19 protein-coding genes and 1 tRNA gene are annotated in these 22,257 nt (G+C 43.7%); 12 read left to right on the top strand and 8 right to left on the bottom strand.

The window, feature by feature from the left end; all coding sequences use genetic code 11:
* The first annotated feature begins 292 nt into the window (after positions 1-292).
* Positions 293-1,471 (top strand): tyrosine-type recombinase/integrase, encoded by a 1,179-nt coding sequence (locus tag EHT25_RS26900; RefSeq protein WP_229311806.1) that lies wholly within the window; start codon positions 293-295, stop codon positions 1,469-1,471.
* A 126-nt stretch (positions 1,472-1,597) separates the two neighbouring features.
* Here the strand turns inward: EHT25_RS26900 and EHT25_RS26905 are convergent, their stop codons facing one another.
* Complete coding sequence (locus tag EHT25_RS26905) at positions 1,598-2,575, bottom strand: IS481 family transposase (RefSeq protein ID WP_124878470.1); 978 nt, start codon at positions 2,573-2,575, stop codon at positions 1,598-1,600.
* Positions 2,576-2,996: 421 nt separating this feature from the next.
* Here EHT25_RS26905 and EHT25_RS26910 point away from each other — a divergent pair, with 421 nt between their 5' ends.
* On the top strand, positions 2,997-3,551 hold the full coding sequence (locus EHT25_RS26910) for a GNAT family N-acetyltransferase (RefSeq protein ID WP_124878472.1): 555 nt from the start codon (positions 2,997-2,999) through the stop codon (positions 3,549-3,551).
* 136 nt (positions 3,552-3,687) lie between these two features.
* Here EHT25_RS26910 and EHT25_RS26915 read toward each other — a convergent pair whose 3' ends face one another.
* Positions 3,688-4,230, bottom strand: coding sequence for an NADPH-dependent FMN reductase (locus tag EHT25_RS26915; protein ID WP_124878473.1), 543 nt, complete (start codon positions 4,228-4,230; stop codon positions 3,688-3,690).
* A 47-nt stretch (positions 4,231-4,277) separates the two neighbouring features.
* A complete protein-coding gene (locus EHT25_RS26920; RefSeq protein WP_221622340.1) occupies positions 4,278-5,198 on the bottom strand; it encodes a hypothetical protein in 921 nt (306 codons plus the stop codon).
* Between the two features lie 226 nt (positions 5,199-5,424).
* Here EHT25_RS26920 and EHT25_RS26925 point away from each other — a divergent pair, with 226 nt between their 5' ends.
* The 6 genes from EHT25_RS26925 (at position 5,425) to EHT25_RS26955 (ending at position 11,694) form a co-directional block, all read left to right on the top strand.
* Positions 5,425-6,186: a response regulator gene (locus EHT25_RS26925; RefSeq protein WP_124878474.1), complete on the top strand. Its 762-nt coding sequence runs from the start codon at positions 5,425-5,427 to the stop codon at positions 6,184-6,186.
* Positions 6,187-6,230: 44 nt separating this feature from the next.
* Positions 6,231-8,042, top strand: a complete 1,812-nt coding sequence (locus tag EHT25_RS26930; protein ID WP_124878475.1) for a sensor histidine kinase — start codon at positions 6,231-6,233, stop codon at positions 8,040-8,042.
* 607 nt (positions 8,043-8,649) lie between these two features.
* On the top strand, positions 8,650-9,558 hold the full coding sequence (locus EHT25_RS26940; RefSeq protein ID WP_124878477.1) for a DUF8464 domain-containing protein: 909 nt from the start codon (positions 8,650-8,652) through the stop codon (positions 9,556-9,558).
* Entirely contained in the window at positions 9,540-10,040 is a 501-nt protein-coding gene (locus tag EHT25_RS26945) for a JAB domain-containing protein (protein ID WP_229311808.1), read from the top strand. The genes EHT25_RS26940 and EHT25_RS26945 overlap by 19 nt, the downstream gene beginning before the upstream one ends.
* 190 nt (positions 10,041-10,230) lie before the next feature.
* Positions 10,231-11,184, top strand: a complete 954-nt coding sequence (locus EHT25_RS26950) for an ArdC family protein (RefSeq protein WP_124878478.1) — start codon at positions 10,231-10,233, stop codon at positions 11,182-11,184.
* Between the two features lie 276 nt (positions 11,185-11,460).
* Positions 11,461-11,694 (top strand): hypothetical protein, encoded by a 234-nt coding sequence (locus EHT25_RS26955; RefSeq protein WP_124878479.1) that lies wholly within the window; start codon positions 11,461-11,463, stop codon positions 11,692-11,694.
* 55 nt (positions 11,695-11,749) lie between these two features.
* Here EHT25_RS26955 and EHT25_RS26960 read toward each other — a convergent pair whose 3' ends face one another.
* The 5 genes from EHT25_RS26960 to EHT25_RS26980 all read right to left on the bottom strand — a co-directional run bounded on the left by EHT25_RS26960 (position 11,750) and on the right by EHT25_RS26980 (position 18,065).
* The gene (locus EHT25_RS26960) at positions 11,750-12,142 is read right to left on the bottom strand and encodes a hypothetical protein (protein ID WP_124878480.1); all 393 of its coding nucleotides are present in this window, start codon (positions 12,140-12,142) and stop codon (positions 11,750-11,752) included.
* Positions 12,126-14,876 (bottom strand): MobF family relaxase, encoded by a 2,751-nt coding sequence (gene mobF, locus EHT25_RS26965; protein ID WP_229311809.1) that lies wholly within the window; start codon positions 14,874-14,876, stop codon positions 12,126-12,128. Before mobF ends, EHT25_RS26960 begins: the two co-directional genes overlap by 17 nt.
* A gap of 162 nt (positions 14,877-15,038) precedes the next feature.
* Complete coding sequence (locus EHT25_RS26970) at positions 15,039-15,827, bottom strand: hypothetical protein (protein WP_124878481.1); 789 nt, start codon at positions 15,825-15,827, stop codon at positions 15,039-15,041.
* Positions 15,828-15,852: 25 nt separating this feature from the next.
* Positions 15,853-17,364, bottom strand: a complete 1,512-nt coding sequence (locus tag EHT25_RS26975; protein ID WP_124878482.1) for a type IV secretory system conjugative DNA transfer family protein — start codon at positions 17,362-17,364, stop codon at positions 15,853-15,855.
* A 628-nt stretch (positions 17,365-17,992) separates the two neighbouring features.
* A tRNA-Phe gene (locus tag EHT25_RS26980) sits at positions 17,993-18,065 on the bottom strand.
* A 65-nt stretch (positions 18,066-18,130) separates the two neighbouring features.
* On the opposite strand from EHT25_RS26980, the gene EHT25_RS26985 reads away from it, so the two are divergent.
* The 4 genes from EHT25_RS26985 (at position 18,131) to EHT25_RS27000 (ending at position 22,256) form a co-directional block, all read left to right on the top strand.
* Entirely contained in the window at positions 18,131-19,471 is a 1,341-nt protein-coding gene (locus EHT25_RS26985) for a 4Fe-4S dicluster domain-containing protein (RefSeq protein ID WP_124878483.1), read from the top strand.
* 133 nt (positions 19,472-19,604) lie between these two features.
* A complete protein-coding gene (locus EHT25_RS26990) occupies positions 19,605-20,885 on the top strand; it encodes a hypothetical protein (RefSeq protein ID WP_185731508.1) in 1,281 nt (426 codons plus the stop codon).
* Positions 20,886-20,888: 3 nt separating this feature from the next.
* Complete coding sequence (locus EHT25_RS26995) at positions 20,889-21,689, top strand: (Fe-S)-binding protein (RefSeq protein WP_124878484.1); 801 nt, start codon at positions 20,889-20,891, stop codon at positions 21,687-21,689.
* Between the two features lie 69 nt (positions 21,690-21,758).
* On the top strand, positions 21,759-22,256 hold the full coding sequence (locus EHT25_RS27000) for a hypothetical protein (RefSeq protein ID WP_124878485.1): 498 nt from the start codon (positions 21,759-21,761) through the stop codon (positions 22,254-22,256).
* Position 22,257 lies beyond the last annotated feature (1 nt).

Here is a 22,257-nt window from a genome sequence, read left to right on the forward strand (position 1 = left end):
AAAACAGAATAGTTTAAGGAACATAGGTGGTCAAAATGGTATCCTGCTCGAGGAGCCAAAACTCTCTTTATCCGACATTGTTTGATCTTAATCCGCTTGAAAAAACGCCGATTTTTCAAGGCTTTCAGCGTATTATTTCTTTTACCAAACTTTACCCACATATCGCCACATTAAGACAATTTGGGGGACCTTTTGGGGGCTTTTTTACTATTTACATAGTTAAGGTCCCCCACCATTTTCTCATAAACAATCTATGGAATAGAAGGGATAGAACACCGTGCCATTGACCGACATGCAGTGCCGAACTGCTAAACCCAAGGACAAGATTTACAAACTTTCCGATGGGGAAGGACTCTACTTAGAGGTAAGGCCATCTGGTAATCGAAGTTGGCGTCTGAAATATCGCATCCACAATAAGGAAAAGCGAATTTCAATTGGTGGCTATCCCAAAATCTCGTTATTGGAAGCACGTAAAGAACGAGAACGCATTAAAACCGAATTGAAAGGCGGCTTTGACCCAGTTTTTGTCAAGTTAGAACGAAAGCATACAGCTGTATTCAATAGCCAACAAACCTTCGAAACCATTGCACGCGAATGGCATAGTAAAGGCTTGGAAAGCTGGTCCCCGCGTTACGCTCAAACTGTTTTGCATCGATTGGAGAAATACACATTTCATGAAATCGGCCAATTTCCTCTGACCAGCTTGAAGCCTATTGTTATTTTGGCTTGCTTGCAAAAAATTGAGAAGACCGCTCCTGACATGGCGCGACGTATTAAACAGCTAATTAGTCATGTGTGTCGCTATGCAATTGTGACAGATCGTTTGGATCGAGATTTGACGATAGGCTTAGAAATGGCTTTGAAAAAGTATAATAAAGGGCATTTTGCTTCGATTGACCTAGATGAGCTACCTCAATTTTTGGTGGCTTTACACGGTCACAAAGCACGTTTATATCGTCAGACCTATTTAGCTGTTCGCTTATTGTTTCTAACGTTTGTGCGTACGAGTGAATTGGTTGAAGCTAAATGGTCTGAAGTCGATTTAGAAAAGGGGCTTTGGACTATTCCTGCCGAACGAATGAAAATGCGATCCCCACACCTAGTTCCTCTTTCTAGACAATCACTTGAGATTCTAATGGAATTAAAAGAATTAAATAGACATCGTGAGTATATATTTCCTAGCCTGCCCAGACCCCGAAAGCCGATGAGTAAAGGAACAATATTAGTGGCCTTAAAGCGCATGGGATATTGTAACCAAATGACAGGCCATGGATTTCGTGCGCTAGCGTTAGGAATTTTGAAAGAGAAGCTAAACTTTTCGCATGAGATTGCTGATAGGCAATTAGCGCATGCGCCTAAAAGCAGCACAGACCGAGCATATGACCGTGCGAAGTTTTTACCCCAACGTATAGTGATGATGCAACAATATGCCGATTATTTGGATGAGGTGTATCGTAAAGCATGGCTGTAAACCTTTAGCAGTTCCTGATTTTTCCGCGTAATTATTCACAAAGTATTGAGAAGTGCAAAGTCGTCTTTAGGTGTGATGGTTCGATAGATACGCTACAGTTAGCTATTGTCTAGTCTTGGTACTTTTCTAAGTTGAAGATTTCCGTTTACGACTAGCCACTTGTTTGTCGCGAACATAATGTTGCTCGCGAATCCGTTCTTTACTGGGATAATAACGAGCAATTACATCATCCCAGAACGGCGTTTCGGGCCCTTTTTCAGCTACGGCCAAAGCAGGCGTCTTTCCATTCAATGAACTGTGAGAACGCTGATAATTATAGTAAAACTGCCACTCTTCTAAGCGGTCGTTTAGGTGAGCATCCTTCAGGTCAGCAGTACGATAAAACTCTTGAAGATCGGTCTGTTGGCTACGCTCGACTTTGCCATTGAGGTGAGGGGAGCGAGGTTTGATAGGGCGAAATTTGATGTGATACTCCATTAACCGCTCCTGAAAGCAATAGGCGAAAAACTCTCGGCCTCGATCAGTTTGAATCCGTTGAATGGGAAACGGCATCTGCTCAATTAAGCGATCTAAGAAGTCAATGGTATTAGCCGCCGTTCGACGTTTATAAGTATACATGACTCGAAAACGGCTGCAATCATCAATAGCGGTATACTGATAGATACCTGTGGTAATTTTACAGACATCCATTTGAACTCGGTCACCGGGTATTGGTCGGGAATAACGGATAAAGGGCTGCTGTTTGTGAAAGCGTTTAATGGGTGGGCAATCGTATTTTTTTAGAATGCGTCCTACAGTGGCCACGGATACTTGAATGGAGTGCTGTTGAAATAAAAAAGAGCAGATACGAATCTTACCGATGTTTTGAGTCTGCCGAATTTGCAAGACTAGATTTTCCACTTCATCGTCGAACTGCTGACGGGCTAAATGGTGAGGCCGACGCGAACGATCTTCCAACCCTTCTAGCTCTTTTCGTTTAATCCATCGCTGGAGCGTGGATCGGGCAATGCCACATCGTCGGGCGGCCACACTAATTGAGCCTACTTGATAATAAACAGCCAGCCACTTTTGTCGAGTCTGAGCTGATGCAGAGTCAGGTGCCATGAGGAGAAGTTTTTGTCCTCAATATAGTACATTACCAAGAAATCCCATAAGGCCCTAGTGTAGCGCATCTATCGAGCCATCACACTTTAGGCTAAAGTACAGCCGAGTTTCCTGTAGAAAACATTAAACTTAAATAGGTGTCATTGTTCTGCATTAGTAGGACAATTAAAGGTTAAGTTACTATTGTTTTTAATATGATTAATTAGGGCGTTCGAACTTTGAAATAAAGCTATGAAATATTTCATACTTTTTAAATTTTAGCGCTTGTAAATATATATATATATGGGTGATTTCAGATGAATTAATATAATAATCATGTTAGTGTTGGAAATATTACCTTAATTATATTGTCTTTTGCGAGATTTTTTTGTAAATTTTTGATGTTATAATTTTTGTGATTTGTTGAAATTTATGAAATAATATGCTGCTACCCAAAATCCAAACAGAAAGATTGATTTTGAATAAATATACAGAGGCTGATTTAGATAATATTAAATTGTTATTATCTGAACCATTAGTCTGGGAATTTTCGTCTGAACAATTTAGTTCCGGTATATATCCAGAAAGAATATATTTACAAAAAATGCTTCAAAGATACTCGGATGGAAAATGTTCAATGTTTGCGTTAAAATTAAACGACAGCAGAACTTATATTGGTGAAGCAGGATTGTTACTCTTTGATGAGAAAATTAATAAGGTTGAAATAGGGTTCAATATATTGCCTAAATATTGGTATAATGGGTACGCTACTGAAATAATAAAAGCTATAATAGATTTCTTATTCTTAAGTATACAAATAGAAAGAATAGAGGCAATAACTGTAGTAGGAAATGTTAGATCTGAAAAAGCCTTATTAAAAGCTGGATTAAAAAAAGAAAAAACTATTGAAAACTACAATAAAATAGACGGAAACAGTATAGATGTGTTTTTGTATTCAATATTAAATCAAACTATATATAAAATTACGACGTCGTAATTTTATATATAGTTTGATTTAATATGTTTGTTATCGGAGATTCAATAATAAATGCAATTTTCTTAATAATTATTATTAAATAGAGTTTTTGTATTATATACGGATACTTCTTGTGTATAAATTGTGAGATATTTATCTACCTTGAAATGTCTTTCAAAAGGTTGGTAAATTCGCTAAATCCATTTGAGAATTTTTCTATTCTTGTAATTAATGAATCCTTTGGTAAGAATTCGTCATTTAAATCTTCTTGATTAAGGTAAACATGAATTGGATATATTAAGGCGTGACTGTCAAAAATAAGGCTTCCCATTATATCTCTAACTGCGAGAAAGCTATTCTTTCCTGAAGCCGCAGTTACAAAACCTATGGGTTTCTTACGTAATGGAGTAAATAATATCTCAGTTATAATTTTAGCTGTGCTGGGCACTGTGTAACAATGAACAGGCATAAATAATATATATCCATCACTTTTCTTTAAGTCCTCTGATAAGATAGAATATTCTGATGGGTAATTCTCTGGAGAAGAACTATCCACCCAGACGGGTGGATAGTCTCTAATGTCCATTTTCGCTGTAGAATGGCCTGCTTTTTCAAGGACTGATTGAACGGGCTCTAAGCATGCTCTGCTTACCGAGTGAGCACTTGCTGAAAGTGAAAGCAGATGAATACGAGTAGTCATTATAAAACCTATACTAGTACGAAAAATCACTTGATCATTTTATTGAATTATGATATTTTATGCAAGTCGAAAGTAAGTTTATAAACTGTTCCAACTGCTCGATCGCATACATAGGCTATACTACCATCTTTTATAAAACGAATGCAACTGCAATCTTTAAAGCCCGTTACAAGCGGTTGAGCAAAGCGTGAGTAACCACCATGAATATTAATTATTTTTATGTCCCCATTGCCGCGTTCACAAACAAATAATTGCCTATTAATAGGATCAATTGTCATTCCAAGAGGCAAATTTAACCCCCAAGCGTACAATGAATTTCTATATTGATCATAAGAGCCTCCTTCAGAAACGTCATAAATAGCCCCAAGTGCCGCATGAGAAAACATCAATTTATCATCTAAAACCGCAGTAGACCAGCTTCCTCCGCATCCTGCTAATGAACGATAAGGCTCAAGAGTTAAAACCACAGGAAACCCAAAGACATATGCATGTGTTTTGAAATCAAATATCTGGCCTTCTTCTATCTGTGCAATTCCAGACATTTCATTATTAGAAAAAGACGTATAAAGTTTATTCCGAAATTCTATTACGCCATAAGGGTGAGAAATACCTTCAAAAATTTTTGTATAATCGCCTGCATTGCCACCTGCTGAGATATCATATACTTTTCCTGTACCAGAGTCAGCAGCAATTATTCTCTTATTTTTTAACTGTGTTATCCCACCGGGATGCTTCATGCCTGAAACAAAAACATCTTTATTTGTATCAGAATAATCGCCACCTTTAGTTACATCACGAATAACTCCTCTCGCAAATTCGCTAACTAATACGGAATCATCGTCTAAAACTGCCATGTGGCTCGGTAACGCAAGACCTGTTGCGTGTGGTTCTACACTTTGTAACTTGTAGAATATATTCTCCTTTGATGTTTGCTCTAACGAACACGAACTTTTTAATTGAGAAATCATAAAATTATAGTTTGTTTTATGTTAAAGTATTCCTTGAGAGTTTTTGCTTTTGAACTATACATCCAATATAGATATCCATAAAGCCATCCGGTTTATAAAATACCCCAATCTTAGATTTGATTTCCCCGAATGCCGGTTTGACAAATCAAAACCCACATGTTCTTGTAGGGTTTGGCTTAAATTTGTCATGAATTACTATTCTATCCTTCCTTAAACCTTACACCTAATGGAACCACATCGAATTTTGATCGTGGAAGATCAGTTATTGACAGCCCACGTGCTTAAAGAGCATTTGCTCAAGCAAGGCTATAACGTTTGTGGGATTGCTTCAAACTATGGTGAGGCTATGAAACTCCTCATCTCGGAAGATCCTGATTTAGCGTTAATTGATATAATTCTAGAAGGTCCGCTTGATGGCATTGCAACAGCACTCGCTTTGCTGCGTCAAAAAGATATACCAGTTATATATTTGACAAGCAATTCGGAAGAGGAAACGTTTAAGCGCGCAAAAATCACGAATCCGGCCTCTTTTTTATATAAGCCTTACCGGGAAAGTGAACTGATCAATCAGGTTGAATTGGCGATTCATAATTTTTATTCAACCTCAGCCACTGATAATTCGGGCATTGATGATCGATTATTTATTCCATTCGACAAATCTCATGTGCGAATAGATAAAAGTGATATTATTTACATCGAGGCTCAACGGAATTACTCCACTCTCTATCTGACCTCAGATGGCTACCAGCGTGTATACGGCGATAAAAGAAAACATTTACCGTTGGTTGTAACCTTTAATCTAGGTTATTTATCAAACTCTCTGTCTGCTAACTTCTATCGTCTTTCCAATTCAATACTCATTAATTTAGCCCATATAAATCGTATTGATAACGAGGTTATCTATTTAGGTATATATCAAGTTCCAATGCCAGACGGGAAGTATAAAAAATTATTGGAACAAGTAAATACGATAAAAAATCGCCAATAAATGTATTTCACATCTACGCCTATTTCCATACATGCCTTACTATCATGGATCGTTTTTACATTATATTGTTACTCTTGCTAATAGGGTTTGATCGTCAACTACCAGCTCAATCAGAAGGGCTCTCAGCTTTATCGGACTCACTCGCTTACTTGCCTGCTATTAGTAAGTCTGAGAAATTCATGGAGTTGAGAGCGTCTTTACATCAAGCTCAAGTAAATCATGATATAGCTGAACTGGGTGAAGTTTGCTATCGGCTTGGGAAATTCTATACAGGTGTTGCTTACTATAAGACTGGCCGTTATTGGTTCTTGCAATCTTTGCGCATTCGTGAGCCTCGAGGTCCATCTGCCGATTTAGTTAAGCTTTATGTTCAATTGTCTGGTAGTTCTTACCAAACGTCTGGGATTGAAAAACGCAATCACTATATACGATTAGCTTTAAAAACCGCTCAAAATATTCATACACCTGACTCAACAAAAGCTTTAGAGAGTGCATATGCCATGATGGGCAGGCTTCATATGGAGGCTTGCCGTCAGTCGTCAAAAAAACTCGTTGCCTATAGCGATAAACAAACGAATACACTTCTATCTATCTCGCCTAGTAATTTGAATAAGGAAGAGGCCTGTGACAGCTGTTTTTATTACTACCGCTTAGCCCGTCAGAAACTTCGAGTCCTAAAAGATTTTAATGCGATAAAGGATAACTTAGCCACTATTTGCTTGCTTAAAGGAGATACATTACAAGCTATTCGATACTATAAATCTCTTTGGGTAGATCAAATCCGCTTAAAGCAAACTGGGGCAACGATAATAACACAGGCCAATTTAGCACAACTCTATATTTCCATTAAAAAACCCAAACAAGCACAATACTTGTTAGATGACGCTCTAAAAAAATATAATCAATATCAACTTAACTCGGCTCCACTACTTATACCTATTTATCACAACTATTTTCATTTATATAGACTAACAAAGAACTACAGCAAAGCTATTACTTACCAAGACCTATCGTATGGGCATCAATTAAAAATGGTCAGTGAAGATCGCAATGGAGCGATTGAACGGCTAGGTGTTGAATACGATGCTGAAAAGCGAGATGCTGAAATCAAAAATCAACAAAAACTCATTCAAGTTAGAGATACTCGGCTCGCTGCTGAACGAAAGGTCATGTATGGTTTGTCTGGTGGTTTACTCATGGCCATTGGTGTAGGCATCGCCTTTTATCGCCTAAACCAAAAAAATCGACGGATCAGTGAGCATAATGCTGCGCTAGTAAAAGAGCAAAACCACCGAGTTAAAAATAACCTACAAGCAGTATCTGATTTGCTCACATTACAGAAATTTCAACTAACAGATAAAGTCGCCCATGAAGCCATTACAGAAAGCCAGTTGCGCATCCAATCCATTGAGCTACTGCATAAACGACTTTATGATAACGCTGAGCGCTTGGTGGCTGTCGAACTGAATCGCTACATTCATGAACTCGTTACCTATATTCTTGAAACGTACGGTCTAAATTATATTGATTCAGTTTATCAGATTGACAGCATCTGGCTATCGGCGGATCAAATGCTGCCATTGGGTCTCATTTTGACCGAGACGGTCACCAATTCTTGTAAATATGCTTTTCTCAGCCATGATACTCCTAGATTAACTATACAAGCGCAGAAAACAGCGGCCACAGTTCGATTGATTGTACAGGATAACGGGCCTGGATTTAACTTGCCACAAGAGGAAGAAACAACTTATGGACTTAAACTTATAAAAATACAGGCGCAGCAGCTTCATGGAGAGTACACATTCAGATGCGATAACGGTACACGATTTGAGTTAATCTTTACCTTAGATAATTAGACTAATCTAATTGGATCTGAAGCGATGTCGCAAGTTTGAACAAACGGTCCTTATGAAGTCGAGCTAGGGCAATGATGGCATTTTTTATATCTGGACTTATGCAAGCGGGTGTTTTGCGGTGCATTAAAGTTGGCAAAGGACATGCAATCGTAACCAAATCTTGAAAACGAAATTCATGTGTATGCCAATCGGTTTATTGCTCATCGGCTTATTAATCTAGTTTATTGGAGTGTAACAATTCAACGTTGAATTGACATTCATGTAGAGAAAGCATTAACTGCCTCTGTTCAGATTAACTGATTTTTGTTTGTCGACTAAGGAGTCAACAATGCCCCAAGGCAAGCCTGTATATCCCCATCTCATGGATCGGAAAAAGGCAGCAGAATATTTGCAAGTGACAGCTGGCACTCTCGCTGTTTGGCATTCGACTAAACGACACCCGGACCTAAAAGTTCGTAAGATTGGTCGCTTAGTTCGTTATCTCAAAACAGATCTAGACGAATTCATTGACCGACACTTACGCGTCTAAGAGCAGAGCCGAAACGTTCTACGAAAACGTTTCGGCTCCTGTGCCCTGTATCACAATCGTTTTCCTGGAGGGAATGTCATGGACAAGGACCATGCGAAGACTATACCTATTTCCGAAATCCTGGACAAGCTGAATTATCGGCCACATTGGATTAATCACACGAAAGCACTCTATCAATCTCCCTTACAGTCTGGAAGATCGTTGAGTTTTTGGGTCTATTTGAAAACCAACCGCTGGTATGATTATTCACTTGGCATTGGTGGCGATCTTACCAATCTGGCCCAGTACTATCTTAAATTCACCAACGAAAACCATACCCTCGTAGACGCTAATCGCTGGATTACTAACCTATCTAGCCAGCGTCTTATTAAGGCCATACCACAATCGTCAGACTTAATTGGTGATCTTGCATCGCTTCAACTCAAGTCTCAAAAGCCAATTGGGTATGTGGGGTTGATCCATTACTTGGATCAATTGAGAATTCCCTTATCTATTGCCCGACGACACCTACAGGAAATTCAGGTGCAAAATTTGGTCAGTCGAAGAAGTTTCTTGGCGTTGGGCTTCAAAAATGAACAGAATGGCTTTGCCCTCAAAAACCCGTTTTTTAGTGGGTTCGTTGGTCCACGAGCCATCTCTTTTGTGCGAGCGCAAACGTGTTTGCCTAAGGCTATCCATATTTTTCAGACCTGCCTAGATTATCTAGCCGTTTTAGGTCAGTTAAGTGATCGAGGATTACAGGCCGATGTGATCATTGTTCATGAGATTTCACTACTTCCGCAAGTCACAGCCTATCTCCAGGATTACGGGTATCGCACTCTATACAGTTGGCTCACCAGTAATCCAATCGGCGAACAGGCTCGACACGCTTTGACTCAATTCTGTCAGAGCCAAGACAGATTACGTCATGTTCCAATGACAGATGTGTTCGCACCTCACGAGCAGGTGATCGATTGGCATCGGCAGACATGGCATCGATTGGATTAAGGGGTTTTATGGAACAACATAATCTCCTGCCTCTCTTAACGGTCAATGAAATCGAAATCAGCTATCGCAACAAAATACCATACCAAGAGCGAATACCAGTGACCCATTCCGCCACCGCTTACCGAATTCTGCGGGCGACCTGGGATGAGACTAAGTTGGAACTGCTGGAGCAATTCAAAATTTTACTCCTGGATCGCCAAAATCACTGTTTGGCGATTTCTGATATTGCTACTGGTGGTATGGCCGCCTGTATCGTTGATCCGAAAGTAGTTTTTGTCACTGCTCTCAAAGCCAATGCTGCTGGGATTATTCTCGCTCACAACCATCCCAGTGCCAACCTCCAACCCAGTCCACAAGATTTGGCTTTGACCCGTAAACTCTTCTTGTCTGGTAAACTGCTTGATATTGCTGTTTTGGATCATCTAATCGTCACCGATCGCGGCTATTACTCCTTTGTCGATGAGGGTTGTATGCCGTGCTAAATGAGTGGATTCAACAGGGCTATTCAGCATAAAAAGCAAAGGTGTCTAATTAATGATAGGCCTTTAACGACCAAAATTGTGGCTTGGGCAGTGGATAAGCCACCCCAGTTCTGGTCGGATGATAGACACATTTTCACTCACTAGACGATCAGATTTGACTTGATAACTAGGAACCTCTGGAGCTGTATACATGCCAAACCCGATTAGCTACAAAGCTCAACAGTCTAAACCGCATAAAACATCTATTTCAATTACGTCTTCTTCTGAGGATATTTATTCACGAGTTACAGCCAAAATCCTAGCCGATTTGGAAGCTGGAAATCTGCTGTGGCGTAAGCCTTGGCATGCGGGCCATTTGGCTGGTCAAGTCATGCGTCCGCTACGCGGGAACGCTGTCCCCTATACGGGTATTAATACACTCATTCTCTGGAATGCGGCCAGTGATCAAAGCTTCTCTTCGCCCTACTGGATGACCTTCAAACAGGCTACGAGCCTTAAAGCCACGATTCGCAAAGGCGAAAAAGGCACTCAAATTGTGTATGCCGATACATTCACTAAAGAAGAGGAGGATGTTAATGGTGATCGCAAGTACAACCAAATTCCGTTTCTCAAAACGTACACCGTATTCAACGCTGGACAAATTGATGGGTTAGCCGATGGTTTTTATAAAAGTTCGGAGGAATCCGTTGGATGTCACCAACAAACACGCGATCTGAAACTTGAGCAGTTTTTTGCTCAAACAAAAGCCGATGTTTATATAGGTTCCCAGGCATGTTACACGCAAAGTACGGATCGAATTCAAATGCCACCGTTCGAAAGCTTTGAAACTCCAACACGCTATTATGGCGTATTAGCCCATGAACTCACCCACTGGACGAAACACCCGGATCGACTGAACCGTGATTTGGGTCGTAAAGCTTATGGTGATGAAGGCTATGCTAAAGAAGAGCTCGTAGCTGAACTCGGCGCTTGTTTTCTAGCGGCTGATTTAGGCTTTGAGCCGGTACCTGAACAGCATCATGCGGCTTATATGCAGTCTTGGTTGCACGTATTGAAAGACGATAAACGCTTCATTTTTCAAGCTGCTTCCCAAGCGCAGAAAGCCGTAGATTACATTCATCGTTTGCAACCTCGTTTTGATTAGATGATATTGAGCGTGAGAGTAGGGAGTGAATTTGAATTCGTTTGTCTACCGTCATTAAAAACCCTCTTTTGTCTGTCGTTGATAAATGCTGGCAGCTTCATTCAATCGTCGTTGATGGCGCTTATCCCTCCTTTTAGGATCTTCCCAAAAGGCTCTGACGACTTCAGGAAAAAATAGACACTACGCTAGCTACGTATCGATTTTTTCCTTTCGGGGAGCTTTCTCCGTCGCTCGAACGATGGGCGATTCCATCATCAACAACAAACCAAAGGAGATATGATGATGACTACCCAAAACGAAACCAATACCAAAACCCCAACCCACACCATCTATGTCGTTGAAGGCAAAGAGGGAAATAACAAAGCCGATTGGCAAAAAATTGGCGCAGCCTGGGAGCACAGCGATAAAGAAGGCATGAATTTATCCATTAATATGCTGGGAGCTACTTACCTGTATACCAAAGGGCAGGAGGCTAGTATCACCATCCGGCGCAATAAATCACAAGACTAAACTTAGCTCAGCCGGACAGCCACTCGCTGTCCGGCTTCTTTTAAAGCAATCGCTTTTAGTCCTTTTTCTCCACGATTATATCTGTAATTGATGTGTTAGTGAGTTCATCATCCAGTATGTATCGGGGATCAATCGCTATCAGTTGCCGTGGTAATTGATCGAGTAAGGCCATAAATAAGCGCTCTAATCCATAGCCTTGTAGTAAGACCACATGCGAGGAAAAGCTTAATTTAATGTTGTTTTTCTCCGCATTAGGGTCGAACTCGCCTGTTACTAAATAGGCATAGTTGAAAAACATCCGCCGACCATCCGGCCAAATCAGACACAACTGGCGACCGTAACCTGGCTGAGGATATATATCCAGTTCACTCGTCGTTAAGGGTTCTGCTGGATCAGCCGGATTGTTTTCCTGCATCTGATCAAATCGGAGCTTAAAGCCCTGGTTCATAATCACGGTCTTTAGAACGAGGTGGGGTAGACGACTTGCTCTCTTTGGTCGGACTCTTTTGCTGTAGATGCTGAGTTTCCCGAAGATGTTGATGCATCATGCTTAAAGTGGGATCGACATGTCCTGTCAATTCAATGGCTGACTTTCGATCGCCGTCGCGTATAACATGTTCCAGTAGCTCCACTTTCTTATCGGTATAGATGCGTGCACGATGACGACCTCTGGAAACCGATACATAAAACTGCTTGGCATCGGTCCCCGGAAAGGTATTAGCTGGTTGCGAAATAAACACCTCATCAACAGTTTTGCCTTGCGCTGCATGAGAGGTAATGCAATAGGCATAGGTCAAATGACCATAGTTTGCATCCAGTCGATATTCGGCTTGACTCAACCGATTACGCAAAACCAGTTCACCCGATTTGTATACCTTGATCACATCCAAGAGTTGCCCATTATCCAATCGGGTCTTATTCAGATCAAATCCATTGCGAGTGATACGTACCTGATCGCCTTGAGATAGGGGCATCTCACTTAGTTGGAATACATCATAATCGATCGGCTTATCTATCGGGAGATATCTTGTTTCCTGCTGTTCACTCTCAATCGCCACACCGGCTTCCGAACAGCTTTTGACCGTCCATACACTGCCTCGCTTGATTCCCGGTCGGTTTTGATTGAACTGGATTTTCTGATCCACCTGAAAATTTCGCCAATCACTTTTCTGGGCTTGGGTGAAATTCGTGTTTGTTAGACGTGAAACCGTAATCTCTTTTTTACCTAGTCTGTCCTCTGTTTTAAGTTTTTCCCGAATGGCTATAGTCACCTCATCACTCTGCTGATGAGTTGGGGAAACAATCAGAGCGGATTTACCTTCCCGCAGGGTCGACACATAATCTTCTACGAGCACATCATTGGGTTTCAGTGGATCGACTTCTTGAATGAACCCTATTTGATCCAATAAAGCAAAAGCGTTTTTGACATCACCTTTTGAAAGATCTTCTACCACCTGTCGGTACGCTTCACGCTGCTGGCGATAAATTTTATTGACCTCGGCAGTTTGGATACCGCCAACGGTGTTGAGGATACGCAAGGCGTCGCCCCGCACCACACTGGCGTGTTGGCGGGTATCGCCCCCTAAGATCAATCGCGTGTTTTGCTCGTTGGATAACTTCAGTAGCGCACTCATGTCCTGCGTACCCAATAAGCCAGCTTCATCAACCCAGAGGACTTGATCGCGTAATGCTTGTTGGAGTTTATGATCCGTTAAGAGTTGTGCCACTGTTTGGGCATGCTCAAAGCCTTCTTCTCGCAATACACCTCGTGAGGCTTGCGAAGAGGGGGCTACCACCGTCACATGCTTGCCAGCCTGTTCAATCTTGTTGACCGCTTCGCGCATTAACGTCGTTTTGCCCGAGCCCGCAGCGCCCCGAATAATTGATACCCGATGTGGTGTGGTCAGTACATGTCGAATAGCATCAGCTTGCTGGCCACTGACACTTAGCTCTGGTGTTTTCTGATACAAAGGCTTAAGCTTGCCCTGACCCAGTCTTGCCAATTGGACCATGTGTTGCTCTTCCAACAGAACCTGCTTGGTGGTACAGAGCATTTGGCCTTTTTCTTCAATCTGGATTAGTCTCTCATCGGCCTGCAAGCAATCCGTAATTGTATCAATCGAAACCGACTGATGGCCGATGCTATGGCGGTATGCTGTGGCTAGTAATCGACGATCTTGTATCACTGATGCGCGCTCGAAATCATGGCAGATTGCGTGATCGACGCAATTTTGTGGTTGAAGCGATTGTTTTTCTTGGGTGGACGAAAAGCGGATTGGTCGCTTGCCCTCACGTTCATCCTGTGATCCCAATTCGCCAATTTGCCGACGCCACTCCGATTTCAGCTCGCTCATAGATAAGCCCTGCTGTTTTTTGGATCTTGTGCGTGCACCTAACTCATCCAACTCTTTGGCGCTGGTAATTCCTTTTTCTTTCGCGATACGACCGATTTCATCGGTGCGCTTGGAAAACAAATCAATCACATTCTGTGGTACACCTTCGATCTCAAACGACTTCGCAGTCCGCCTAATCTGATAGCCTTGTTGGATCAATTGGTCTGACAAGCGTTTGTGAAAACGGGCTTGATAGTATGGCATGTCACGTTTGGTGTCGCGGAATTGAGCGGCTTTACATTCTTTTTCCGTTTCGTCCCAGGTGGCGTTAAACACAAAGCAATGTGCATGCAAATGGGGGTCAGGCACATGCCCATCTACGGGTCTGGCGGTCTGGTGGATAAAATCTGTCCAGACCAGCTCGCCCGTCAGTCGATCGCCATAAACATTCCCCTTGCGCACACGCGTTTTACTGTCAGTTTCCAAGTCAAGCATGGTAGCTCGGACGGCCTCTTCAAAAGCTTTCTGGATGTGATTATCTTGGCTCAGCGCATGGAGGATGCTAACGGATTTCGGACAATGAAAATTAATGTCGTAGCCCGTCGTTCGTTCCTCTTTCGTGCGAGGTGTTAATGAGCCACCTGTCCCTGGATGAACATTGTCGCACAATTGATAAAACACAGATTGCGTGATGGGGCCGTCGATACCTAAGCGCTTTGCTAATTTGCCTTGTACATATCCTTTTGTTTCTTGGTCATTTCCGGATAGATAATAATCAGGCTTCGCCAAAGCCTCGGTAAAATAGGCTTTGGCGTGAGCGGCTGACTTGCTTTGGATCATCCGGATCATTGAGGTGAGGATACAAGCGTTAAGCCAAAGAGCAGACGAATTTTGCGTTTGCTTAAGCTACGTATATCAACAGCAATCAGTGGTCTGAGCTGTGCGATACGGCTTTTCTGTTATGTCTAAAAATTTCATCAGACATCTTCCCTAAGCACAGCTTAGAGTTGACTATAAAGCGATTACCGTTTCTTCTGTTTCCAGAAAGGTTTCGGCAACTTTGCGTCGGGTCTCAGGATTAACAGGTCTACGTCCATAAAAATTGAAACCACGTGTTTGACTGGGATCGCGTTCTTCTACAAATGATTTAACCAACTCTTCGTTACAGATCATCTCATCAATCTTATCCATGATAAACTGATCGCCCTGATAATAAGCGGCTTGATAGCTAAGCGAATAAATGATGCTGCATAGGATAAGAACGAGACCGATACCTTGCCCAAACATCCAAAGCACTAAGCCAATTAAAAAGAAGAAAGCGGGTTCCAATAGAGTTTCAATCGTTCGAAGACCGAGTCGCCGATCGCCGATTTTAAACTCTAAAAAACGAGGGTGGAGCCGACCACTCGACAAGCTAAAGCGAGCAAAATCAAAGACAGATGGAAGCCGTTTAACCTCTTCATTCCGACGAACTGCCATGACTAAGAACGCCAGTAAAAAACCATACCAACTGGCATAGTGGAGCATGAAATTACCGAAACTAAAACTAGATCCGTAATACCCATAAGATGGGCGCAATAAGCTCAAGCCTCCAATTTTTAAGAGGGGGTAGAGCCCAAGTAATAAGGCGAGAAAAATTGATCCAGAAAACGAAAAATAACGCTCTCCAAAATTACGCCGGATGAAGACTTCCAGCAGCAAGCGGGGGTAAGAGCTAAGAGCCATAAAGAAACTGAGCATCGCTTCTTTGATGGCATTGGTCCGTTTAAAAACGGTACGATAATAGAGATTTTTTTGCATGGTCGTAGGGAGGGATATTAAGTGATTATTGTGGAGGTTGGTATTGCTGAGAGAATGTCATTTTGACGTGGTTGAAGCCTTTTAGGACCCGATCACCCTGACGGTGGAGATAACCTTCCACCAGAAAATTGTTCAAGGGTCCACCTGTTTTAAGCTGGACAAACTCTTCAGGGCGAACCAGACGCTCCAGTTTAAGCGATTGAGACTTGGTTTTGGAAAAATTCTCAGCGACCGTTGTACTTTGGGATTCTTCTTCAAAGTAAATGTCGCCTATCAACTCGGATGCATAACGGTTGGTTTCTAGATCCGCATTTGCATGGAAAATTTTAGTGGCCAACGTACCTAAGAAACTTTTGACCCGGTACTCACTTTTAGCTCCTCCCATGCAGGCATAATAATTGGGTAAGTTTTGTGAGATATAGACCGTTGCCACCCGGCTACTGCGAGCAGTGGCTTGGAATTCAGCATCTTTTTCGTGAATAAAGTGCTGTGCTTCATCAGCCCACAAAAAAACAGGCCAGCTGTTTTGAGTGAGATTCCGTTTTTCCATTGCCCGTTGCCAGATGTACTTGAAGAGTACTTGTATATCTCGGCCCACTTTGTGGTAGAGTTTAATGGGTAAATTGAGCAGAATGATTTTCCCATCCAGGCTATCTTCTGGTGTTAGTGTCGAGGGGCGATGGCAGAATAGCGAATAGATTGGTTCGCGGAGTAAGCGGAACAAAAAAGCGGCAAATGAAAACTCGATTATAGACCGAGTTTTATCTGATAGCGTGATGAAATTATCAATGAAAAATTGATCCACATCTTTGAGTAGTCTGGCATCTGGCAAGGTTTCAAGCAGCTTAATTTCAAAAAGAATATCATCAGCAAGTGCGGCTCGTTCGCTATCTGAAAGTGTCCTTGCCCACTGATCGATTTGGTCATTAACGTTCTGACGGGCCTGTTCAAAGGCTTGCGCAAATGCTTTCGACTTATTGGTATCAGTTTTGATCGGTTCATCTGCCTTCGGAATGGTTTGAACAATGTCGAACATCCTAGTTACGGTTACTTGCCCATAGGCGAGCTTACACAAATCCATTACATTGAACATCAACATATCAAGTGCTGACTCCCAAAATGGATCATCCGAGTGTCCACCTGCTTGTTCTTGGCCAGCTCGCATAACTGTTTTAAGGACCTCAACAATATTATCGGTTAGTGGCCTTTCGTTAGTATCAGCAGCAGATTCATACTCAAGAAAGTTAAAGCTGTGCTCGCCACCGGGTTCAAGAATAAGTAGATCATGGGTGCGCCCGGTAAGTTGACAAAAATGCTCCCAAGCAGCTTTCTCATCGGGCTTGACGGTGAGTACAAGACCCCCAAAGCCATTGAGCAAATATTTTTGAGCCAGTAGCCTTCCTGAACCAGATGTTTTGCCCGACCCAATGCCACCAAATATCTGCACGCCTTCCACTGCGTGCCTAGCCGTCCAGCTATTTCGTTCATATTTAGAAACAAGATCCAGTAAGGGCAGATCTAGATCGAAAGCATCCATGAGTAGATAATCAAGGTAACTGTTACTGGCTGATCTATAAGTTTTTACGTTTCTTTATTCAGCATAAGTATAGCTAATGGAAATGATCATCGATGCTAGAATTGGCTTAGTACGGGTTTTAATTTCCCCAATGGCTAGTTTGACCAATCCGACATAAAGGTAGAGTTATCGGGCTGACTTTAGTTGTAGAATTTAATTGCACTTTTGTCGAAATGAGATGATTAACTTCCCCACAAACTTGATCAAGCGGGATTATGTGACGTGATATAAATTGAAGTAAAAGTGATCAGTTGCACTTAGCTCTTGAGAAGAGGATGCTGCAATCTCTGGTTTTGGATTCCTGTAAATTAGAATCTCAAGAATTAATTTCGAATATTAGTATGCATGCATACTAATATAAATGAAATTATTATATTCGCGGCATCTGCCGTAAAAGCCGATAGAAAATGCCTTTATAGCTCAATGTTTGTTTAATCAGAAATAAGAGAGCAAAGAGAGGATATATTAATGTTACGCCTTATTAATCAGCGAATTATGAAGAGCTCTCAAAAAGATATTTGTTGTACCATTGTTGTACCAAATAAAAAGGCAGTTACAACTTTTGGTCGTAACTGCCTGATTTCGAGGGTGGTGATGGACGGAATCGAACCGCCGACACAAGGATTTTCAGTCCTTTGCTCTACCGACTGAGCTACATCACCAGGTACTGCCGGTAGTAATTTTTGTGGGTGCAAAGGTAGTAGTTTTTTCGTTTACACCAAATACTATGGTAATTCTTCAGCAGATTTTATTTGTAGCCGCACTGGCTGTCATGGCCAGGTTCCTGACCCGACGCATTGGTCTCATTCGGCGCGCCATCCAACTGGGTCGGCCCGAAAACCGCACAGACAGGCCTAATGAGCGCTTTAACATCATGTTGCGCGTGGCATTTGGGCAGAAAAAAATGATGACGAACATAACCGTCGGTCTCATGCATTTTGTCATTTATGTCGGGTTTATTATTGTCAATATCGAAGTACTGGAAATTGTGCTCGACGGTATCCTGGGAACCCACCGGCTTTTTGCGCCCTTCACCGGCGTGATTTATCCGTTTTTAATCAACACGTTCGAAATCCTGGCGCTGGGCGTCTGGGTCGTCTGTGCGGTTTTTCTGATCCGGCGGTTCGTAATCAAAGTGCCGCGTTTTCAATCCGAACGACACCCTGAAATGACCCGCTGGCCCCGCACCGATGCGGCTTTGATCCTGACCTTTGAAATCCTGTTGATGACGGCTTTCCTGACCTGGAACGCGTCAGAAAGCGTCCTGCGTGAGCGGGGAGTGGGGCATTACGGCGAGTTGAAGAGCGTTGGCAATTTTGTCATCAGCCAGTTTTTGATGCCGCTGTTTGCCAACTGGAGTGACGCGGCTCTAGTCGTTTGCGAGCGGTTTGCGTGGTGGTTTCACATTCTGGGTATTCTGTTCTTTGCGGTTTACCTGACCTACTCGAAACACCTGCATATTGTCCTGGCTTTCCCCAACACGTATTTCTCCGACCTAAAACCCAAAGGCGAGATCAAAAACATGCCGGAAATCACGAAAGAGGTCCAACTGGCGCTCGGGATTAGTCAGGCTGACCCGAACGAAACCCCGGCCGAACCGGGCCGGTTTGGGGCCAAAGACGTGCGGGATCTGACGTGGAAAAACCTGATGGATGCCTATAGTTGCACCGAGTGCGGTCGCTGTACGTCGGCTTGCCCGGCCAACATCACCGGCAAAAAACTATCTCCGCGCAAAATTATGATGGATACGCGCGACCGATTGGAAGACATTCAGCATGGGTGGCACCAGCATGGGGCTGACTACGACGACGGTAAGACCCTGCTGGGCGATTACATTACGGCCGAAGAAATCAACGCCTGTACGACCTGCCAGGCTTGTGTGCAGGAATGTCCGGTGAATATCAATCCGCTGGAAATCATTCTGCAACTCCGGCGGTACAAAATTATGGAAGAAGCGCAGGCACCGGCTTCCTGGAACGCCATGTTCAGCAATATCGAGAATAATATGGCACCGTGGAAGTTTTCGCCCGGCGACCGGTTTAACTGGGCCGATCAGGTGAATAAATGAGCTGTCTGGTAAACAATCCCACCGGCTGGAATTTTATTTACTTACTGAAAAAACTGCCTACTTTTACCAACAGATAGCCAATTAAATACCGGCCGGGAATATTTGAGAGTCTCGCGGGCGTTTCCCCATTCGTATGTCAGTACTTCTTTTTAAGATCGCGATTGCGTTTTTAGGGTCGGTTGTTACCGGCGGACTGTTACGTTTTCAAAATCTGCTCGACCGAATCAATTCCCGGCAACAAACGTCGGTACTGGTGCTGTTTTATGTATTATTCCGCATTGTTCCGTTCCTGATTGTTTATGTCGTTCTGCAACTGAAAGCCCGGTCTGATGTCCCCATTTTTTATAGCGCAGCTGTCGATGCCATGAATGGGAAGATTGTTTACCGCGATTTCTGGACGCCCTACAGTCCCTTATTTCCGTATGCAACAACGCTCCTGCTCTGGTTTTGGAACAGTGCCGAGGCTGTGATTTTTCAGATGATTTTGATGGAAGGGCTTGCGCTCTGGCTTACCTGGAAACTATACCGTACCGAAATTCGGGATAGTTTCGTACGGTTACTCACCTACCTGGTTTTGCCCGGGCCGTTGGTTCTCTGCGTTTTGGGCGGTCAGGAAGATATCTGGATGTGGCTGTTTGGCGTTATTTCCGCCCTGGTCTGGAACCGCACGCGCGACAGCCTGTGGATTGGCGTGGTAATGGCGCTGGCACTCATTACGACCAAAGCATTGGCCATTCTCATTGTCTTCCCCATGTTGTTTCTGGTCGAAAAACCGGTACGGTATGTAGCCGGTTTGGCTTTGACGGGACTGCCCGCCCTGGGCATTTTGATACTGCTGGTGGGCGATAAATTCCTGACACCCCTGGCGTTTGCCGATATGCCTTTTGCACCCAATGTATGGACTGTGCTTAGCCCGTTGATTGGTGATTTTCAGCCTTATGCCAAAATCCTGAGTTGGGTGGGCGTTGGCCTGACGGTCGTGGTTTCGTCACTGGGCGCAGCCGTTCTCAAACAGCGGATGAGTTATTCAAAAGCCCTGCCTATTTTGTGGAGTTTGTGCTTCTGTTTTATGATGTTTATCCATAAAAGTTCGTTTGGAAATTATGCATTCATTTTTCTGATGCCGATGCTGGTCAATGTCATCGACTTAAAAAATGGGCGGCACGTCGTAGCCTTGATCCTCTTCAATGCCGTGGTGGTGGTGCATCCGACGTACTGGTGGGGACTCAAAACGCCGATTTTTACGAGCTGGAGCCAACTGGTTTCGACGGACAATCTGGTTGACTACCTGATGGAAGTGACGCTGGTGGGCTGTTTGGCCTACTTTCTAACGCTGTTGTACCGCATCATTAGTCACGGTCAGCACATGCAAACGGATCGGCTTATTAAATTGGATTCCAGTGATTTACGATGAACCATGACAGAGGAAACTAACTACCAGGTACCGACGATGGCCGATCTGGCCGCTAAGGGCGAAACGCCGGAGGTCTTGTTCTGGGTCGGGTGCGCCGGTTCGTTCGACGACCGGTACAAGAAAGTCACCATCGCGTTTGTTAAAATCCTGAATCAGGTTGGCATTCGGTTTGCGGTTTTGGGGACGGAAGAAACCTGTACCGGCGACCCGGCCCGACGGGCCGGAAACGAGTTTCTGTTCCAGATGCAGGCCGTCGCCAATATTCAGGTACTGGATGGGTACGGCGTAAAAAAGATTGTAACCGCTTGTCCGCATTGCTTCAATACGCTTAAAAACGAGTACCCCGAACTGGGTGGAAACTACGAAGTCATTCACCATTCGCAGTTTTTGCAGCAGCTGATCAATGAAGGCAAAGTGATGCTGAAAGGCGGTGGAGAGTTTAAAGGTCGCCGGATTACGTACCACGATTCGTGTTACCTCGGTCGGGCCAACAAGGTTTACGAAGCCCCGCGCGAGGTGTTGCTGGCGCTGGATGCCGATCTGGTCGAGATGAAACGCTCTCGAACCAAAGGACTGTGTTGCGGAGCCGGTGGGGCTCAGTATTTTAAAGAGCCGGAACCCGGCCGGAAGGATATCAACGTCGAACGCACGGAAGAGGCTCTGGCGACCGGCGCAAACACCATTGCCGTGGCCTGCCCGTTTTGCATGACGATGATGACTGATGGCATCAAGAACAAAGACCGCGAAGATTCCGTTAAAGTCTATGACCTTGCGGAACTCGTTGCCCAGGCGCAGAGTTTGTAGGGGAGAGCATGGGGCAGAGGGCCGTTTTACCCCATGCCCTTATCCCTCGGCCCAAAGCAATAACACAACATGTGGATTTCTTTCAACCAACTTCCGGATACGGCCCGCGTCTGGGTTTACCAGTCGGCCCGCCCGCTGACCGACGCCGAAGTGTCGGCCATTGAAACCGATTTACAGCCCGCCGTCGATGGCTGGGCCGCGCACGGAACGCCCTTACTCGGGTCGGCAAAATTGATAAATAACCGGTTTTTAATTGTTGCCGTCGACGAAGGCCACCACCAACCGAGCGGTTGCTCGATCGATTCGTCTGTGGGCTGGGTGCGCGAATTCGCCCGGGCGTTGAATACGGATTTTTTCGATCGTTCGGCGGCTTTTGTAACGGCTGATGGAGCGATTGAAACCGTTGCATTGCCGCAAATCAAAGCCGCCGTGGCCGAAGGACGTCTGACACCCGAAACGACGGTATTCAATAATCTCGTCGCTACGAAAGCCGATTTACTCGCCAACTGGCAGATCAAAGCCAGCGATTCGTGGCTGAAGCGGTATTTCAAGAACGTAACGGTTTGAT

Source organism: Larkinella rosea, assembly GCF_003858635.1.
Taxonomy (GTDB): domain Bacteria; phylum Bacteroidota; class Bacteroidia; order Cytophagales; family Spirosomataceae; genus Larkinella; species Larkinella rosea.

What these genes read in the sequence shown, in the direction of transcription:
- EHT25_RS26900 (WP_229311806.1), top strand. Translation starts at nt 293, where the DNA reads ATGCAGTGCCGAACTGCTAAACCCAAGGACAAGATTTACAAACTTTCC.
- EHT25_RS26905 (WP_124878470.1), bottom strand. Translation starts at nt 2,575, where the DNA reads ATGGCACCTGACTCTGCATCAGCTCAGACTCGACAAAAGTGGCTGGCT.
- EHT25_RS26910 (WP_124878472.1), top strand. Translation starts at nt 2,997, where the DNA reads ATGCTGCTACCCAAAATCCAAACAGAAAGATTGATTTTGAATAAATAT.
- EHT25_RS26915 (WP_124878473.1), bottom strand. Translation starts at nt 4,230, where the DNA reads ATGACTACTCGTATTCATCTGCTTTCACTTTCAGCAAGTGCTCACTCG.
- EHT25_RS26920 (WP_221622340.1), bottom strand. Translation starts at nt 5,198, where the DNA reads ATGATTTCTCAATTAAAAAGTTCGTGTTCGTTAGAGCAAACATCAAAG.
- EHT25_RS26925 (WP_124878474.1), top strand. Translation starts at nt 5,425, where the DNA reads ATGGAACCACATCGAATTTTGATCGTGGAAGATCAGTTATTGACAGCC.
- EHT25_RS26930 (WP_124878475.1), top strand. Translation starts at nt 6,231, where the DNA reads ATGGATCGTTTTTACATTATATTGTTACTCTTGCTAATAGGGTTTGAT.
- EHT25_RS26940 (WP_124878477.1), top strand. Translation starts at nt 8,650, where the DNA reads ATGGACAAGGACCATGCGAAGACTATACCTATTTCCGAAATCCTGGAC.
- EHT25_RS26945 (WP_229311808.1), top strand. Translation starts at nt 9,540, where the DNA reads ATGGCATCGATTGGATTAAGGGGTTTTATGGAACAACATAATCTCCTG.
- EHT25_RS26950 (WP_124878478.1), top strand. Translation starts at nt 10,231, where the DNA reads ATGCCAAACCCGATTAGCTACAAAGCTCAACAGTCTAAACCGCATAAA.
- EHT25_RS26955 (WP_124878479.1), top strand. Translation starts at nt 11,461, where the DNA reads ATGATGATGACTACCCAAAACGAAACCAATACCAAAACCCCAACCCAC.
- EHT25_RS26960 (WP_124878480.1), bottom strand. Translation starts at nt 12,142, where the DNA reads ATGAACCAGGGCTTTAAGCTCCGATTTGATCAGATGCAGGAAAACAAT.
- mobF (WP_229311809.1), bottom strand. Translation starts at nt 14,876, where the DNA reads ATGATCCGGATGATCCAAAGCAAGTCAGCCGCTCACGCCAAAGCCTAT.
- EHT25_RS26970 (WP_124878481.1), bottom strand. Translation starts at nt 15,827, where the DNA reads ATGCAAAAAAATCTCTATTATCGTACCGTTTTTAAACGGACCAATGCC.
- EHT25_RS26975 (WP_124878482.1), bottom strand. Translation starts at nt 17,364, where the DNA reads ATGGATGCTTTCGATCTAGATCTGCCCTTACTGGATCTTGTTTCTAAA.
- EHT25_RS26985 (WP_124878483.1), top strand. Translation starts at nt 18,131, where the DNA reads ATGGTAATTCTTCAGCAGATTTTATTTGTAGCCGCACTGGCTGTCATG.
- EHT25_RS26990 (WP_185731508.1), top strand. Translation starts at nt 19,605, where the DNA reads ATGTCAGTACTTCTTTTTAAGATCGCGATTGCGTTTTTAGGGTCGGTT.
- EHT25_RS26995 (WP_124878484.1), top strand. Translation starts at nt 20,889, where the DNA reads ATGACAGAGGAAACTAACTACCAGGTACCGACGATGGCCGATCTGGCC.
- EHT25_RS27000 (WP_124878485.1), top strand. Translation starts at nt 21,759, where the DNA reads ATGTGGATTTCTTTCAACCAACTTCCGGATACGGCCCGCGTCTGGGTT.